This window comes from Pseudoalteromonas sp. SG44-17 (genome assembly GCF_014164235.1).
Taxonomy (GTDB): domain Bacteria; phylum Pseudomonadota; class Gammaproteobacteria; order Enterobacterales; family Alteromonadaceae; genus Pseudoalteromonas; species Pseudoalteromonas rhizosphaerae.
Genome location: NZ_JACJEV010000003.1, coordinates 276,513 through 293,052 on the forward strand (window position 1 = coordinate 276,513; position 16,540 = coordinate 293,052).

Annotated in this window: 11 protein-coding genes and 1 pseudogene; 7 read left to right on the forward strand and 5 right to left on the reverse strand. The window is 40.2% G+C overall.

Going from position 1 to position 16,540, the window contains the following annotated elements; genetic code table 11:
- Positions 1-3: 3 nt before the first annotated feature.
- The gene (locus tag H5182_RS04090) at positions 4-342 is read right to left on the reverse strand and encodes a P-II family nitrogen regulator (protein WP_016708666.1); all 339 of its coding nucleotides are present in this window, start codon (positions 340-342) and stop codon (positions 4-6) included.
- Positions 343-518: 176 nt separating this feature from the next.
- Positions 519-1,751, reverse strand: coding sequence for a diguanylate cyclase (locus tag H5182_RS04095; protein WP_182759580.1), 1,233 nt, complete (start codon positions 1,749-1,751; stop codon positions 519-521).
- 268 nt (positions 1,752-2,019) lie between these two features.
- Between H5182_RS04095 and H5182_RS04100 the strand changes: the two genes are divergently transcribed.
- From H5182_RS04100 to serA, 5 genes are all read left to right on the forward strand, one after another.
- Entirely contained in the window at positions 2,020-3,537 is a 1,518-nt protein-coding gene (locus H5182_RS04100; RefSeq protein ID WP_145241276.1) for a S10 family peptidase, read from the forward strand.
- 107 nt (positions 3,538-3,644) lie between these two features.
- Positions 3,645-4,202, forward strand: coding sequence for a hypothetical protein (locus tag H5182_RS04105; RefSeq protein ID WP_145241274.1), 558 nt, complete (start codon positions 3,645-3,647; stop codon positions 4,200-4,202).
- Positions 4,203-4,222: 20 nt separating this feature from the next.
- Positions 4,223-4,819 carry a 5-formyltetrahydrofolate cyclo-ligase gene (locus H5182_RS04110; protein ID WP_182734688.1) on the forward strand — a complete coding sequence of 199 codons (597 nt, stop codon included), beginning with the start codon at positions 4,223-4,225 and terminating at the stop codon, positions 4,817-4,819.
- A gap of 53 nt (positions 4,820-4,872) precedes the next feature.
- On the forward strand, positions 4,873-5,526 hold the full coding sequence (gene rpiA / locus H5182_RS04115) for a ribose-5-phosphate isomerase RpiA (RefSeq protein WP_145241270.1): 654 nt from the start codon (positions 4,873-4,875) through the stop codon (positions 5,524-5,526).
- Positions 5,527-5,539: 13 nt separating this feature from the next.
- The gene (gene serA, locus H5182_RS04120) at positions 5,540-6,769 is read left to right on the forward strand and encodes a phosphoglycerate dehydrogenase (RefSeq protein WP_145241268.1); all 1,230 of its coding nucleotides are present in this window, start codon (positions 5,540-5,542) and stop codon (positions 6,767-6,769) included.
- Between the two features lie 241 nt (positions 6,770-7,010).
- Here serA and H5182_RS04125 read toward each other — a convergent pair whose 3' ends face one another.
- The gene (locus H5182_RS04125; RefSeq protein ID WP_182759581.1) at positions 7,011-9,095 is read right to left on the reverse strand and encodes a pectinesterase family protein; all 2,085 of its coding nucleotides are present in this window, start codon (positions 9,093-9,095) and stop codon (positions 7,011-7,013) included.
- Positions 9,096-9,159: 64 nt separating this feature from the next.
- Complete coding sequence (locus tag H5182_RS04130; RefSeq protein ID WP_274803939.1) at positions 9,160-10,071, reverse strand: pectinesterase family protein; 912 nt, start codon at positions 10,069-10,071, stop codon at positions 9,160-9,162.
- Between the two features lie 568 nt (positions 10,072-10,639).
- Here H5182_RS04130 and H5182_RS04135 point away from each other — a divergent pair.
- Complete coding sequence (locus H5182_RS04135; protein WP_182734690.1) at positions 10,640-13,357, forward strand: TonB-dependent receptor; 2,718 nt, start codon at positions 10,640-10,642, stop codon at positions 13,355-13,357.
- Between the two features lie 1,181 nt (positions 13,358-14,538).
- Here the strand turns inward: H5182_RS04135 and H5182_RS04140 are convergent.
- Positions 14,539-14,985, reverse strand: a complete 447-nt coding sequence (locus H5182_RS04140; RefSeq protein WP_182759582.1) for a DUF6326 family protein — start codon at positions 14,983-14,985, stop codon at positions 14,539-14,541.
- A 136-nt stretch (positions 14,986-15,121) separates the two neighbouring features.
- On the opposite strand from H5182_RS04140, the pseudogene H5182_RS04145 reads away from it, so the two are divergent.
- A pseudogene (locus H5182_RS04145) lies at positions 15,122-16,343 on the forward strand (IS110 family transposase).
- The last annotated feature ends 197 nt before the right edge of the window (positions 16,344-16,540 follow it).

The following is a 16,540-nucleotide window of genomic DNA, read 5'->3' on the forward strand; positions in this document are numbered from 1 at the left end:
CCCTTAAATTGCTTCTTCATCTAATTCACCCGTACGGATACGGACAATTTGATCTAAGTCGTAAACGAAAATTTTGCCGTCGCCAATTTTGCCTGTTGATGCAATTTTGGTAATGGTCTCAACGACCCGTTGACAATTTTCGGTACGAGTAGCAATTTCCAGTTTAATTTTAGGAATAAAATCAACCTGATATTCAGCTCCGCGATACAACTCTGTATGACCTCGTTGACGACCAAAACCTTTGACGTCAACAACTGTCATCCCCTCAATGCCTAAATCAGCTAGCGCTTCTCGCACATCATCTAATTTAAATGGCTTTATTATTGCACTAATCATTTTCATAGTGGCCCCCTTCGGACGCTTATTGTTATCCTGTTTGCTAAGACAATCCAACCTTTGTGCCACTATTTTTAACGTTTTAAAAACAACAAATTACATAATAAAAACAAATTAACCGCATAAAAAATGCACCATACAGGTGCATTTTTTTAACATATTAGCTGAACTGGTGCAGCAGCCTAGCTTTGTCTGACGACACAGTCTCTACTTTGTTCTTTAGCTTGATACAAAGCCTTATCAGCTAGGCGCATGGCACTTGTTAACGTAACATTTTGAAATTTTGTTAAACCTATACTTACCGTAATTGCAAATACATCACCATTGATCACAAAATCATACTCAGACAACCGCACTCTAAACGCTTCAAGTAAAGAATACGCTTGTTCCAAATCTAAATTAGTTAATACAACCGCAAACTCTTCACCACCGACACGGGCAACGGTAAAATCTTTAAACGAACTACGTAATAAAGACGCTACTTGCTTTAAAGCCTGATCCCCAGCTTCATGGCCAAATTTATCATTGATCGCTTTGAAAAAATCAATATCGAGTAATGCTAAACTATTGTTAGACGATGTTTCTTTTAGCAGTTTTTCGGCAAATTGATAAAAATAGCGGCGATTATAAAGATTAGTTAAATCATCGCGAAAGGCACTTTCTTTAATATCTGCTATCAGTGACAGCTGCTCCATAGTCTGTAATACACGACAATGGAACTCTTCATTCATAAAGGGTTTGGTTAAAAAATCATTCGCGCCAAATTTAATAAACCGTGCAGATAAACCATGCTTACCCGCACCTGACAAACCAATAATAGCTAAATCATCACGACCACGAAAATTTCGCACCGCCTTAACAAGCTCAAAGCCATCCATTGTCGGCATCGCATAATCAGTTAGTAACAATTTAATCTCGGGATCATTTTTCAGTATTTTTAGAGCTTGCTCACCATCATGCGCATCTTGCACATCAAACAGCTGCTTTTGGAGCATTTGCTTCATTAATGAACGACTTAAAACTGAATCATCGGCGATTAAGGCTTTGCAACCTTGATTACGTAATAGCTGCGCCACTAATTTAACCGCATAATGATATGAATCACGATTATCTTTAATTACATAATCAACGACCCCAAGCTCTAATATTTGCTGGCGCTTATATTCATCGATGGTAGATGTTAGTACCACTGTAGGGATAGCTTGCGCCAAGGTATATTTAACAACTTCGCCATTCATCGCATCAGGCAGGGTTAAATCGACCAAAGCAAGTGTGTACTGATGCTTCGCAATGAATTCTTTGGTCTCGGCAAGTGACCAGGCAAAATCGACAGCAACATCAAGATAATGAGCTGATAAGTGTCGCAACACCTGCTGGACCACTTTACTATCTTCAACAACTAAAACTCTTTGCATATATCTTCTCTACACTTCAGGTGGACATTGCGAGGGTAAACTTTTTACGAATAAAAAAACTAAAAGTCATAACAGGCGGTAATATACTTTATTATTAGCTTGAGCAAAATATATTGCTGAAAATATACGCATAAAAGCATAGCCTTTGCATTACTGATAATATTTATGTCTAGTGCTCACCGATTAATATCGTCGTCTAGTCTCATTCCCTTTGTTATTTGCTTAAAAATTATCTTTAATAGGTTAACTATTGTTTAAAGGATCCACCATGAAGCTTATTAGTATCATTAGTGTCTCTGTGGCCATACTTACTTTGAGTGTAAGCACAGTCAGTTATGCAGAAAATCAACGTCGTATCGATGTCGATAGTAAAGTTGTCACTGAACATAAAGCGCGCATCAATGGCGAGCGTTTTTCATATACCGCAACCACAGGCACACAACCGGTATGGGATGACAAAGGCGATGCCGTTGCAACATTGCAATACACTTATTATGAACGCGATAAAGTTGACGATCGCACTAAACGCCCATTGTTAATTTCGTTTAATGGCGGACCTGGCTCTGCATCTGTATGGATGCACTTAGCCTATACTGGACCACGGGTATTAAAAATTGATGACGAAGGCTACCCTATTCAACCGTATGGCGTGAAAGACAACCCATACTCAGTGCTTGATGTTGCTGATATCGTTTACGTTAACCCAGTAAACACTGGCTACTCGCGTATTCTTGAAAACGATAAAGGTGAATTACCAAGTAAAGAGGCGCAAAAAAGCATGTTTTTTGGTGTCAATGCCGACATTAAATACCTAGCAGAATGGTTAAACACCTTTGTAAATCGCACAGAGCGCTGGCGCTCACCTAAATTTTTAATTGGTGAGAGCTACGGCACAACCCGCGTATCAGGCCTTGCCCATGAATTACAAAACAGTCAATGGATGTATATCAATGGTGTTGTGCTGGTTTCACCAACAGACATTGGTATTAAACGCGACGGTCCGATAAAAGCAGCTAACCGTCTACCTTACTTTGCTGCAACGGCGTGGTATCACAAAGCTTTAAGCCCAGCATTGCAAGCTAAAGATTTAGATGAATTACTACCAGAAGTTGAAGACTTTACCGTTAACAAGCTAATTCCTGCACTTGCTAAAGGTGGCTTTATTAATGATGAAGAAAAACGCGCTATCATTAAACAAATGGCACTGTATGCCGGTGTATCTGAAAAGTTTGTTGCGCAAAACAACCTTGATATTCCTACCAACTTCTTTTGGAAAGAACTACTACGTGAGCGCGGTCAAACGTTAGGCCGTCTAGATTCGCGTTATTTAGGCATGGACAAGCGTGACGCTGGCGAATCTCCAGACTACTGGGCTGAGCTAACATCATGGTTGCATTCATTTACACCAGCCATCAATCACTACTTACGTGAAGAGCTTAACTATAAAACTGACGTAAAATATAACCTGTTTGGTAATGTACACCCGTGGGATCGCAGCAATAATAACACTGGTGAAAATCTGCGTTTAGCAATGGCGCAAAACCCATACCTCAATGTGATGATCCAATCAGGCTACTATGATGGTGCCACTAACTACTTTGATGCTAAATACACTTTATGGCAACTAGATCCAAGTAGTAAAATGCGTGATCGCCTAAGCTTTAAAGGCTACCGCAGTGGCCACATGATGTATTTACGCCATGCAGATTTAGAAACATCAAATAACGATTTACGTGATTTTATTTTACAGTCACTACCAAAAGAAGGTGAAGCTGCAAAGTATTAAACAGCGCTTAAAACCACTGGATTAAAAAAGCCCGTTTTTACGGGCTTTTGTTTATCGATAATTCGGATATACTCAAACTATTGATTTTACGTTTTTGGAAAACACAGATGACTGAAAACTTCCGTGTTATGTATGCAGGTCTAGCTCAAGATATTGAGCAATCGAATGCAATTAAACAACTGGCTGTAAAGCTCAAAGCCCCTGAAAGTAAAGTAGCTGCATTTTTTGAAAACAAACCCCTATTTGCGCCTTGTGAAAAAGAAAAAGCACTCAAGCAAGCAAAGCTACTTGCCAGCGTAGGCATCAAAAGTAAACTGCAACCAATAACCAACAACACACCAGCGGTAAGTAGCAGCGATACAACCAACCAGCGAGATGAGCGTATTTTTAACGCCCTTGATTACATCACCAGTAGTTTAATTCGCATCGAAGAAAAACTCGACGACCTAGAGCAACGCTTACCAGCCACAACCCAACAACCAGATCCTGATGAAGGCGACGAGTGGCAAACTGACGACCTATTGCTAGATGAAGAGCTGACAACGCCGATCAAAAAACGCAGTAACATGCTGCTGTATTCACTTATAGCTATGGTTGTTGTCTTGCTTGTAGTACTAGGATTGTCGTTTGCATTCCCTGATTTATTCAGTTTTATGGATAATTAACAGATAAAGCAAAAATAAATATGAGCGAAAAAAGAGCACTGATCCGCCAACAAATCCGTAAAGCACGTAACTCACTGTCAAAATTCGAGCAAAAAATTGCCGCAGAATCGCTTAAAGTGAATTTTACTCAACACTTAAAACAGCAAAAAACTATTGAAAATGCCCATATTGGCATTTATTTTAGCAATGACGCAGAACTAGATACCTCATTGTTAATAAAAGATCTTTGGACTAAAAACCACGCCCTTTACCTACCTGTAATCCACCCATTTAACGGCACTACTTTATACTTCCAGCGCTATGAAGAAAATTCACCCATGAGGGCAAATCGCTATGGTATCTTGGAGCCTAAGTTAAATTGTAGTCAGATATGCCCACTAGCGGAGCTTGATTATCTGCTAATGCCATTAGTTGCATTTGATGATAACGGTAACCGGTTAGGGATGGGGGGTGGCTTTTATGATAAAACTTTGGCGCGCTACGAAAAAGAAAACTGGCAAAAACCACAACTGATTGGCCTTGCACATCAATGCCAACATGTTCCAAGTTTACCGGTTGAATCGTGGGATGTACCATTAAATTACATAATCACACCACAGAAAATCTACCATTGGTAAGCAATTTATTTATATACTAATGGCAATCCCTCTCACCTATTGAGCACATAATCATGACACAAGATGAATTAAAAAAAGCAGCTGCTTGGGCTGCACTCGAATTTGTAAAAAAAGACACCATTGTGGGTGTTGGCACAGGCTCAACTGTAAACCATTTTATTGATGCATTAGGCTCAGTAAAAGACACCATACGCGGTGTGGTATCAAGTTCTGACGCTTCAACCGAAAAACTAAAAGCACTCGGTCTTGAAGTATTTGAACTCAATGATGTTGATGCCCTTGACGTGTACGTTGATGGCGCAGATGAAATAAATGCGCTGAACGAAATGATCAAAGGCGGTGGCGCAGCACTAACCCGCGAAAAAATAGTCGCAGCTGTAGCAAAACAATTTGTATGTATTGTTGATGAAACAAAAATAGTGGACACCTTGGGTGAATTTCCACTGCCGGTAGAAGTTATTCCAATGGCACGCAGTTATGTTGCTCGTGAATTGCTTAAACTAGGCGGCGATCCAGTTTATCGCCATGGCGTGGTAACAGATAATGGTAACGTTATTTTAGACGTACATAACTTGTCGATCAGCCAAGCAAAAGATTTAGAGCTGACAATTAATCAAATTGTTGGCGTAGTAACCAACGGCTTATTTGCCCACCGTGGCGCAGATAAAGTGATTATCGGTACCAAAAATGGGCCGCAAATTAGATAAATAGGATGAGGATATGAGTAAGGTATCGTTAGCAAAAGACAAAATTAAAATTCTTTTGCTTGAAGGTGTACATCAAAGCGCTGTAGAAACGCTAAAACGTAACGGCTACAGCAATATTGATTATGTAAAAACCTCATTGCCTGAGGACGAACTAATTGAGCGCATTAAAGATGTGCATTTTGTAGGCCTTCGTTCTCGTACTCATATTTCTGAAGCTGTACTTGAAGCGGCAGAAAAACTGGTTGCCGTTGGTTGTTTTTGTATCGGCACTAACCAGGTTGATTTAAGTGCCGCACGCAAGCGCGGTATTGCAGTATTCAACGCACCGTTTTCTAATACCCGCTCTGTTGCTGAGTTAGTACTTGGTGAAATTTTACTATTGTTCCGTGGTATTCCAGAGCGTAATGCCATTGCCCACCGTGGCGGCTGGTTAAAAACCGCCAATGGCTCATTTGAAGCCCGTGGTAAAACTCTAGGTATTATTGGTTATGGCCACATTGGTACGCAGCTAGGTATCATGGCTGAAAATATCGGTATGAACGTTGAATTTTACGATATTGAAGACAAGCTAACCCTAGGTAATGCCACACAAGTACATAACCTAACGCAGCTACTGCAACGCGCTGATGTTATTAGCTTACACGTACCTGAAACACCGCAGACTAAAAACCTGATTGGTAGCGCGGAAATTTCAGTGATGAAGCAAGGTTCAATTTTGATCAACGCCTCACGCGGCACTGTAGTTGATATTGACGCCCTAGCAGAAGCACTTCGTGATAAAAAAATCAGCGGCGCTGCCATCGACGTATTCCCAGTTGAGCCAAAATCAAACGATGAAGAATTTGTATCGCCACTACGCGAATTCGACAACGTAATTTTAACACCACACATTGGTGGTTCAACTCAAGAAGCGCAAGAAAACATTGGTATTGAAGTAGCGGGTAAACTAGCAAAATACTCAGATAACGGCTCAACTATTACTGCTGTTAATTTCCCTGAAGTATCACTGCCAGAGCTTGCTAACCGTAGCCGTTTATTACACGTACACCACAACCGCCCAGGTGTGTTAACCCAAATTAACCAAGCGTTTGCCCAGCACGGCATCAACATCGCCGCGCAATACTTGCAAACAGACGAAGCGATTGGTTACGTAGTAATAGACGTAGATACCGACCACTCTGAAATTGCACTAAAAGAACTAAGTGCAGTAGAAGGCACGATCAGAGCACGTATTCTTCACTAACAGCTGTCAGCTGGTCAAAAAATAAAAGCCGTGCTTGTTAAATCAAGCACGGCTTTTATTTGGATGAAGAATAATACTTTTTTCAACCTTAGCCGATGAAATATTGCCAGTTTTATTGTCTGTATTAAACAAGTTTCACTTAAGTTACATCTTACTGTATTTGCTATAACGGCTCGCTTTTAAGAATATTTTCACAACTCGGTCAAAGATTTCTCTATTACTAAATTCCTCAATAGAGGCGTTAGCGAGGGTTTTCCTCTACCAAAACCTTATTGAGAAACGACGCAAGTACGCTGCGCATTTCGTCTACCCAAGGGTGAAATAGCCAAAAGGTGTGCGGTGTATAGGGTATGGTATACACTTGTTGATGGACGTTGTTTTTAATTAGCTGCGCTACAAAAGCATCTCTGCCAACATGAAAACGGTCATGGGAAGAGTTAATAAATAATGTTGCTGGAGTATGTTTACTTAAATATTCTACCGGCGAAACCGCATGCCAACGTTTTGGCTCTTGTGCATAACGCCCACCTAACCAAAGCGCTGCATAAGAAATCTTTCCAGGTTTATCTTCAAACATCCTCGCCGCTGTTGAGGTTAAATCAGCCACGCCGTCAATGTTCACGATTGCTTGCACTGCTTCGTAAGGCGATTTTGTATCGTGATTGGTACTCATGGCCCCGAATAACGTGGCCATATGAGCACCAGAAGACGCCCCTAACACCGCGATTTTTTTGGTATCTATCATATATAATTTATGATGTTGTTTTAGCCACTTAATCGCATCGTTGATATCTGCCATTGCAGCTGGATAGAGCGCCATTTTAGAGGTTCTATATTCGACACTTACCGCCACAAAACCTTGGCCAGCTAACCAGCGTGCCGTTGGCGTTTGATGAGACTTGTTACCAGTCCTCCATCCGCCGCCATGGATCATTACGACCAACGGTTTAGCCTGCTCTGCTTTATTAGGATAAAATAAGTCAAGGTGCAGCGTTGAGCCATCCACCGTTTTGTAAGCTAAGTTGTAATGTTCGCTGATGGACTGTGCTGTTTGCTCGATATTTTCCGGTTTGTTTATCGGACTAATAAAAGGAAACTGTTTCTTGTTTTTTCGATACTCACTTTCAATGGTGTACTCAGCCATTTCACCACTGAGTGAACTGACAACCTCACGCGTCGATACCTGCTGTATTGCTTGTTGAATACGGGGAGATTGATACCATTTACCCAAGATATTTTCCCAAGTAAAAGATGCTGCTTTACTCTCATTTAGCTGTCTTCTATTCGTTGTTATAAATGCCCCAGGACCGGAAGAATTGTACTCAAAAAAACGAGCATCTTCTGCACGAAACACCTTTTTACCACCGGCTCTAGCTGTTCCTTCCATTGGATGCCAAGCTTCTTGTTGAATATGCGCTCCCATCCAAGTATCTATAAATACTGTTTGTCCTATTGCATTAGGATCTGCATACCTTCCATCAGGGAATGTAGCTGTAGGATGCCAAGGTCTTCCTAACCCCATACTATTGTCTTGCACCCCTTCCTCTGCGCTAAGTGCACAATCAATAAAAACCAGACCAAATGCTTGCTCAATATTAGTACTTGGTGCAGTAATAAAACCTATGGGTAACTGTTTGTTAGGTCTAGCCCGAGTCACTATGTTCGACTTATAAAAAACGGCGGCTCCGCCCCCAAAAATAAAGTCAACATGACCACTTATGGTATTATTGATAAATAAAGATCTCCCTGCTTTCGTGTAAAGAGTATCTTGATATCCACTGATTTTTACATGATTAAACAATGCTTTATCACTACCATAGTCGGTCAATACAGCCACTGCTTGTAGACCTGATACACGTTTTGGATCCTCGTTACTCAGCGCATCGTAATACGCAAAGTCAAAGGTGTTCTCAATATGCAAGTTTTCAACACTAAAATTGGGTGATTTAATAGTTAACGTGGCTGAGTTTGATGTTCCTAGGTTGCCACCATTTACTGTTGCTTTTCCTGAATAGTCATCAAAATATAATCGAGTAGTATCAGCCCCTGCACCTGATAACGTAATAAAAGGTTTGTTAATAACGAGTTTTTCATAATAGTCACCAGAGGCTATTTTAATAATATAGGGCTGAGATAAATTATTAGGTGCTTGCTCAATAGCTTGTGCAATGGTGGCAAAAGCGTGTTCATTGTTTTTATCAACAATTGCATCAACTCGTGGTGATACGAGTTCATTCGCAGATAAGCTTTGACATATAAGTCCAAAGAAAAATAATAAGCCCTGAATAGTACCGCTTATTGTTTTTAACCGACCATGTAACTGCATGTGAAGTTTTCCTTACATAGTAAAAATAGCATGTTTAAAGTAGGCCTGTGGCGAGTAAGTAAGATCATTTTTTACTAACTATATTTGGCTGCCAGCCACGCATCACGTTTTTAATGGTGTAGTCTTGCGCTTCGACTTGACTCAGTTGATGCGCCCAAGCCACTCGCTTAATACTATTAGTCCCCTGCCCTGAGTTATTAAACTCAGCATAAAAAACGGTTTCCTGTTTACTAACATCCCCCCAATTTTGCCAACCTTCAGGAGCAATATGCAGACCTAAGTCAGAGTTAATGAACACAGTTTTAGCGTGGTGTCTCCAAGGACGGCCAAGATAAACTTTATCAACAGCAGCACTGGCAGTTAGCTTCACACGATTAAACACAAATCCAAACGCCTGATTTTTAGGGGTAGAAGCAGCTGTAATATAAGAGTTACTGAGTGACTTAACTTCACAGTCTTCGAACATTGCTGTGCCTTCACCAAAAATAAAGTCTGTGGTGCCTTCGATATAACAATCTTTGAAATACGAGCGAAACCCTTCGCCAGCTAGGTACAAGGAATCTTGATGGCCTTTGATAGCTACGTTATTTATGCTTACTCGATCAGCCTCGATATGCAAAGCAACAGCCTGCCCAACCGCGCCTGCACTATTAATAATAGTCAAATTTTGGGCGCTAAAGTCATTCCCTCGCACCATTAATGTATATGTGTGAAAGGTACTATTTCGACCTAAATTTATCTTATTAAAATGGTCGCCATAGGTAATAATTGTATTTTCTTTACTTTCACCTATTAGTTTTATTCGTGTATTCCATGAGTAAACTTCTACCTTTTCTGCATAAACGCCATTTTTAACGAAAATACTTATGTCATGCCAAGGGTAAGTTTTACTTGCATTGATTGCTGCCTGAATGGAAGTAAAATCGCCCGTACCATCTTTGGAGACTACCATCTTTGTGGCGTACTCTTGAGCCACTACCGATCGCGCCCCAAATGATACAAGAAACAATGTAATTAAAAGCGCTAAAGGACTTGTTCTTTTGTTTTGTGTAATCACTGTCGTAACCACCCTTTTATTATTGATATCACAATCGCTCTCATCTTATGGGGACAGCAACTGAACACCTGTAGCCATAACTTCTACATAGCAGTCACAGTTTGCAACATAGCTGATTATCTGTGAACGAAGTTAGCATGTAACGCAATTCCAACTAATTGGACTGGTATTTATCCAAAAAATCTTCTTCAATACTTATTTCTAACAAATTATGCTACCGGTGGCAAATTTATTTAAATATCATTCCCTAAAAAAATCAGCGTGTTATTTTTTACAAAAATAAAGCTCGCAGATCTAACGATACAAATCATACATTATATTAACAAACAACTTGACACCAAACTGCCACCGGTGGCAATCTGATAAAAATAAATTTTATTAGTGGTAACTTATGTAAACAAAGTAACAGCATCTCTACTTTTAATTTAACGCGCTACCTTGTCAAATAGTGCGCAATTTAATCTCTCTTTGTTCCAAGGAAGCAATAATGAAACTAACACACACATTTATGAAAAGCTTAATTGCTACTAACGTGCTTGCCGCCCTTACCGTAAGTTCATTCTTTAGTAACGCTCAAGAATCTCAACCAGCAGCATCTGAGGATGTTGAGGTCATTGAAGTAAAAGGCTTTCGTGGTTCTTTAATTAAAGCCTTAGAAGCCAAACGAGATGCAGCTAATACTCGTGAGTCAATTATGGCTGAAGATATTGGTAAGTTTCCAGACTTGAATGTGGCAGAAGCCATTCAGCGAGTTCCTGGAGTGGCAATATCGCGCGAAGGTGGTGAAGGTCGTAATATTGTTCTACGAGGTTTTAGCCCGGGTTTTACCCGAACCACGCTTAACGGTATGGAAGTACCCGCAGGAAGTGATGGTCTCGATTCTGGCGGCGTAACTGTTAACAATAGTCGAGCCTTTGACTTCCATGTATTTGCATCAGAGCTTTTCAACCGTATAGATATTCAAAAAACGCAAACAGCCTCGATTGAAGAAGGTGGTATTGCTGGTACAGTCGATATGTACTCTGCACGCCCTTTTGATAACCCCGGCTTCAATTCGACCCTGTCACTTAAAGGTGGCTATAATGATTTAACCAGTGAAGTTGACCCTAGGTTTGCTTTCTTAGCCAGTAATACATTTGCTGATAATACCTTTGGTGCACTTTTTTCGGTTGCAGTATCAGATAGAAGTGTACGTCAAGAAGGCTTTGGCAGCGTGCGCTGGGAGCCAACAAATCGAATTGGTAATGGCACATGGGGTGACACTTCTGGGCTATCGACCATCAACGGAACGCCTAGTAATTACTGTGGTGCTGAAGAAGCTATATCCTGTTTATGGGTACCTCGGTTACCGCGGGCTGATTTTTTCGGGAATGAGCAAAAACGTATTGGGGTTACCGGTTCTTTGCAATATAAGCCTAATGACGACATGTTATTCACATTGGATATATTGCATTCTGAGTTAGAAAATGATCGCAGAAACTACAACTCTATGGAGTGGCTAGTTAATCGTGGTGCTCCGGGTGATTTCCAAGGTCAAAGCCCCGTTTCGTTTACAGTCGATGAGTCGGGTAAAGTCCTTGTTGCTGGTAGTTTTGAAAATGTCACCTCATGGTACGAAAGCCGATACCAGGTGTCAGATTCGATATTTGACCAGTATGTATTATCTGGCGATATTCAACTTAATGATCGCTGGTCGCTTGACCTTATGGCTGGTATGGCTAAAAACGACGCTGACAGAGAGGAAATTCGTTATTACTACCGATCGGTTCCCCACTTCTACTCCTATGATTACAGCAGTGGAAATGCAGCGACAGTAGATTATGGCGATTACGATACGACCGATCCTAATAACTACCTTGATGCAGTCAATGCCTCTAATCGTAGTGACGATGTTAAAAAATCAAATACCACAGTGAAACTGGATCTCGCTTATGCCGGAGATAGCTTTGATATAAAAACCGGACTTGCCTTTAATGACAGAGAAGTAGAATATCGAACGGCAGATGGTGACTTTACTCCCTTTGATCCTTCAAAATATACAACCCCATTTCCGTATTCGGATTTTGGTAAAGGCTTAGATGGCGCTACTTTGGCTCCTTTTCTTGTTGCTGACTTTGATAAGCTAGAGGCCGACGGTATTCTTACTCATAATTATACCAATAATGCAGCTCAAGGCTGGGTGGTAGGTGAGAAAACACAAGCCCTTTACCTTGAATTAAACAGTGATCATGAAATTGGTGATATGTATCTTCGTACTAACTTTGGCGTGCGCTATGTCAACACTGAGGTCACTTCTGAAGCCATTATAAACAATAGTCCTTTGTCGGTTACGCGCGATTACAATAACTTCTTACCATCGATGAATTTAGCACTTGAAGTCACCGATGATATAGTGACTCGTTTTGCTTATGCTCGCAGCATGACTCGCCCAAGTCTAGGTAGTTTAAATATTGCTTCACCGCAGTTTGGGTATACGACTTTTACTGTAGGTAACTTAGGTAATCCTGGACTGAACCCTTATGAATCAAATGATGTTGACCTGAGTGTTGAATGGTATTTCGCAGAAGAAGCTGTTGTTGCTTTTAATGTTTTTAATAAAGACATAGTGACCTCTCTTGATACTGAAGAAGTAGAAAAACTGGTAGACGAAGAGTTTTGGCCATCTATTTACGCTGATCCTCAGTATATAGCCACAGCCCCCCTAGGTGACCCCGCATCGCAAACCTATACACACCGCATACCAGTCAATAATAACGACGGCTATAGCGTGACTGGTTATGAGCTGATGTATCAACAACCCTTTATCTTTTTAGACGGTTGGCTGTCTAACTTTGGTGTGGTTGCTAACTTCACACATGTAAGCGCACAAGACTCTACAGGCTTGTCACCCAATTCTTATAATGCAACATTGTATTATGATGAAGAAAACTATGGCGCTCGTATATCATTAAACAAACGCGATGATTACCTACTTCAAGAGCCAGCCGGAAACGGCCATGCTCAAGAGCGTAAGTTTGGTCCGACTCATGTAGACGTATCTGCATTTTATAATGTGAATGAAAACATTTCGCTTTCACTGGAAATTATTAATTTAACAGACGAAGTTGAACGCATATATGGTACCGGAGACGGAGATCTCAACTTAACGAGAGAATACAGCCATACCGGTACACAATACTTTATCGGCGCAAGTTATACATTTTAGTAAACTGCAACGAATCAGTGTCTATTTGAACTGATAAAAAAGCCCGCAGATACATAAAATATGCGGGCTTTTTTGTATCTAGCTTTTATGTAATGTTTGTAAAAACCCATTAAAGATATGCAAAAAAGTAGGCTGCAATGAGATTGCAATAATCGATTACTGAGTAACGCACCTTATATGTATTTGCCTAAGCTACTTGCTTAACAGCCACATCGACAAACGAAGTAAATGAATTTGTTTATTGATTTAGAATTGACCGTCACTGAATAAAAACGCTCAAAGAAAATACTAGTGCCTATTGACCGAGTTAAGGCTCATATGTGTTAAGTTGCACCCACTCAGCAAGTTGCAGCATTTTGTGCACAAGTTTTCTTTATACCTAACTCTTCGTGAAAATGCGTTGTGACACTAAAAGTTAATACAAAAATAATAAAACCCAACAACCAGCAATTACACTCTTTTAGTTTAAATTTACCACGCCAAAAAGCTGTTATGAAAATGACGAAATTTCTAAAAGTGAAGATAAATGTGATAAGTAGGAACACAAAAATGATAATTCCAGCTGTACTCATAATTTTCCAGTGCAAATAACGAGCCTGTAGAATAACTCGTTTTTAATTTATTTTTATTGATGCATTAACCATAGCCGAGTTCCTATTTTGATTCAATCGACAACTGACTTTTACGTAAAATATAAAAAGAGGACTAGGTGTTGTTTTAATGGGCGTTTTGGAAGGTATGACAGGTGTTTAAGTGGCTTATTTGGAGAGGTAGCAGCTTACCTTTATTAATGCATCGTGTTTTGCAGCTTTTCTATATTATGAACTAAGCAATACAGTTGCCGCAGTATGAAGTGAAAGCATTCACTTTCATTTGACTGCGTAAGGGCAATTTATTCAGCGAAATTGATTGGAATGAATTTATTTTGGCAAGATAAGTCAGGCTTGACTCCTTACCTAATGAAAGAGCCATAACAATTTACAGTGGGTGAATAATATCTATTAGCTCACAGTAACCAACTCGATTCAAGGTTAAAAAACAATCAAGTCAATTGTGTAGAACCAGTTCCTAAAAAGAGTAATCCTACAACCTCAACGCCCGCTTAAGCGGAAAAACATAGTTGGTTAAAATGTTGAACGGAGTGAAAACAACCAACTGTATTTTTCCGTTTGAGGCGTTTGTTATGCATTACTTACGACTGACTGTTCAGTTTTAGGCCATTTCCACGCGTACAAGATTATTGCTATTGATACCAGAATTTCTATAGCAGTAAAAAACAAATAATAAGCCCATGTCTCTTCTAGGTTGACGCTAATAAGGAGAACTATATAGCACATAGCTAATATTATATTTAACCAACGGTTGACTCTAGGCTTTAGAGCTAACGTAAAAAATATCATAACACTGGGGATCGCCATGAGTAATGCAACAGCAAAAAGTTCTAGTTGAGTATCAGCTGCCACGACTTTTAATTCCATCGTTTGAGCTAATACACCTGGAACATGAAGCTGTATATAATCACCATATACATAGCAAAACATAACAACTACCCAAAGAGCAGAAATTTTCAGCTTTACGTTTATTTGGAAATCTTGAAAGACACCTGCTGTACTTGTAACTGAACTCATTTAAAACTCCGTTTTATCGGTAATGTATAGACATAATGACTCCCACACGGTGTTAGCCTCCGCTTTTCGTGGGTTAGCTTAATTCAAAGCCAAAGCCATAATTAGTTTGTCTATTAACTAAACAGCAGAGGCTAACATGAATAAACATAGCATACTTTTTATCGGACTTGATACACATAAAGAATTCAATGAAGTCGCCTATATTGAAGAACATAGAGGTGCACAACCTGTTCACCTTGGTCGATTTTCTTCTTCCAAAGTTGCCGTTCAAAAGCTTGTTCGTCAGTTTGAATCTAAATACCCTGACGCAACGCTACACTTTGTTTATGAAGCAGGCCCTTGTGGTTATTATTCGTATCGTCCCTGATACTCACTAAAGCCCGCTACGCGGTTCAAATTTATTCCCTATAAATTTGTGGATTTACAGATTAATCACAAGCCTTGGCCATTGCTGCTATGTGGTTGCCCCGTCTCTTATTCCTAAAAAACCCGGTGAGAAGATTAAAACCGATAAACGTGATGCCCTTAAGCTCGCTAAATTACTTAAATCTGAAGATTTAACACCTATCTATGTTCCCGAGCCTGAAGATGAAGCTGTACGTGATTTATCTCGCGCACGCGAAGTAGCCATGAAAGATTTAAAAGATGCTAAATATCAATTAAAAGCACTGCTGCTTCGTAATAATATTAATTACAAAGGCACTGCAAATTGGTCACAAAAACATTTACGTTGGCTCACTGAGCTTGTGCTTCCACACCCAGCACAGCACATCGTCTTACAAGAGTTTTTACAAACAATTACCGAGCGAATAAGCCGACTTGAACGATTAGATAATGAACTTACACATCACGTCCATCAATAGCGTTATTATCCCGTTGTTAAAGCAATACAAGCAATGCGAGGTGTTCGTTTGTTGGTCGCCACCGGTGTTGTTGCTGAGCTTGGCGATTTAACGCGCTTCGATCATCCCCGTAAATTAATGAGTTATCTCGGTCTTGTACCCAGTGAACACTCGAGTGGTGGCAAACGCCATATTGGCGCGATCACAAAATGCGGAAATGGCCGAGCAAGACGCCTACTAATTGAAGGCGCGCACACTTATCGCTATGCAGCAAATATATCGACAGATATGCAAAAACGACAAGAAGGTTTACCAAAGGATATTATTGATATTGCGTGGAAAGCACAACTTAGGCTCTGCAAGCGCTATAAAAAAATGATAGCCAAAGGGAAACACTACAACCTGGTTGTCACCGCAATTGCCCGAGAAATGATTGCGTACATATGGGCCATTGCAAAAGAAGTGGTGCTTACGCCAGTGAATACAAAACTTAGATTGGCAAGAGTACCCGCATGATAAACGAATTAGAGTTAATGCATGGGATCAAGCATCGGGTGTGGCACAACCACCGACGGCGTTGCCTACATGGATGTCATAGGTAAGATCTTAAGAAATTGAGTTGAAGCTCAATTCATGATCAAATGGTTGTTACCACACAAACCACAGAATCAAGAAAAGAGCTTCAAATGAATGCTAACATTTTTATTAATAAG

Coding starts and splice junctions, on each gene's coding strand:
- H5182_RS04090 (WP_016708666.1), bottom strand. CDS start 342: ATGAAAATGATTAGTGCAATAATAAAGCCATTTAAATTAGATGATGTG.
- H5182_RS04095 (WP_182759580.1), bottom strand. CDS start 1,751: ATGCAAAGAGTTTTAGTTGTTGAAGATAGTAAAGTGGTCCAGCAGGTG.
- H5182_RS04100 (WP_145241276.1), top strand. CDS start 2,020: ATGAAGCTTATTAGTATCATTAGTGTCTCTGTGGCCATACTTACTTTG.
- H5182_RS04105 (WP_145241274.1), top strand. CDS start 3,645: ATGACTGAAAACTTCCGTGTTATGTATGCAGGTCTAGCTCAAGATATT.
- H5182_RS04110 (WP_182734688.1), top strand. CDS start 4,223: ATGAGCGAAAAAAGAGCACTGATCCGCCAACAAATCCGTAAAGCACGT.
- rpiA (WP_145241270.1), top strand. CDS start 4,873: ATGACACAAGATGAATTAAAAAAAGCAGCTGCTTGGGCTGCACTCGAA.
- serA (WP_145241268.1), top strand. CDS start 5,540: ATGAGTAAGGTATCGTTAGCAAAAGACAAAATTAAAATTCTTTTGCTT.
- H5182_RS04125 (WP_182759581.1), bottom strand. CDS start 9,095: ATGCAGTTACATGGTCGGTTAAAAACAATAAGCGGTACTATTCAGGGC.
- H5182_RS04135 (WP_182734690.1), top strand. CDS start 10,640: ATGAAACTAACACACACATTTATGAAAAGCTTAATTGCTACTAACGTG.
- H5182_RS04140 (WP_182759582.1), bottom strand. CDS start 14,985: ATGAGTTCAGTTACAAGTACAGCAGGTGTCTTTCAAGATTTCCAAATA.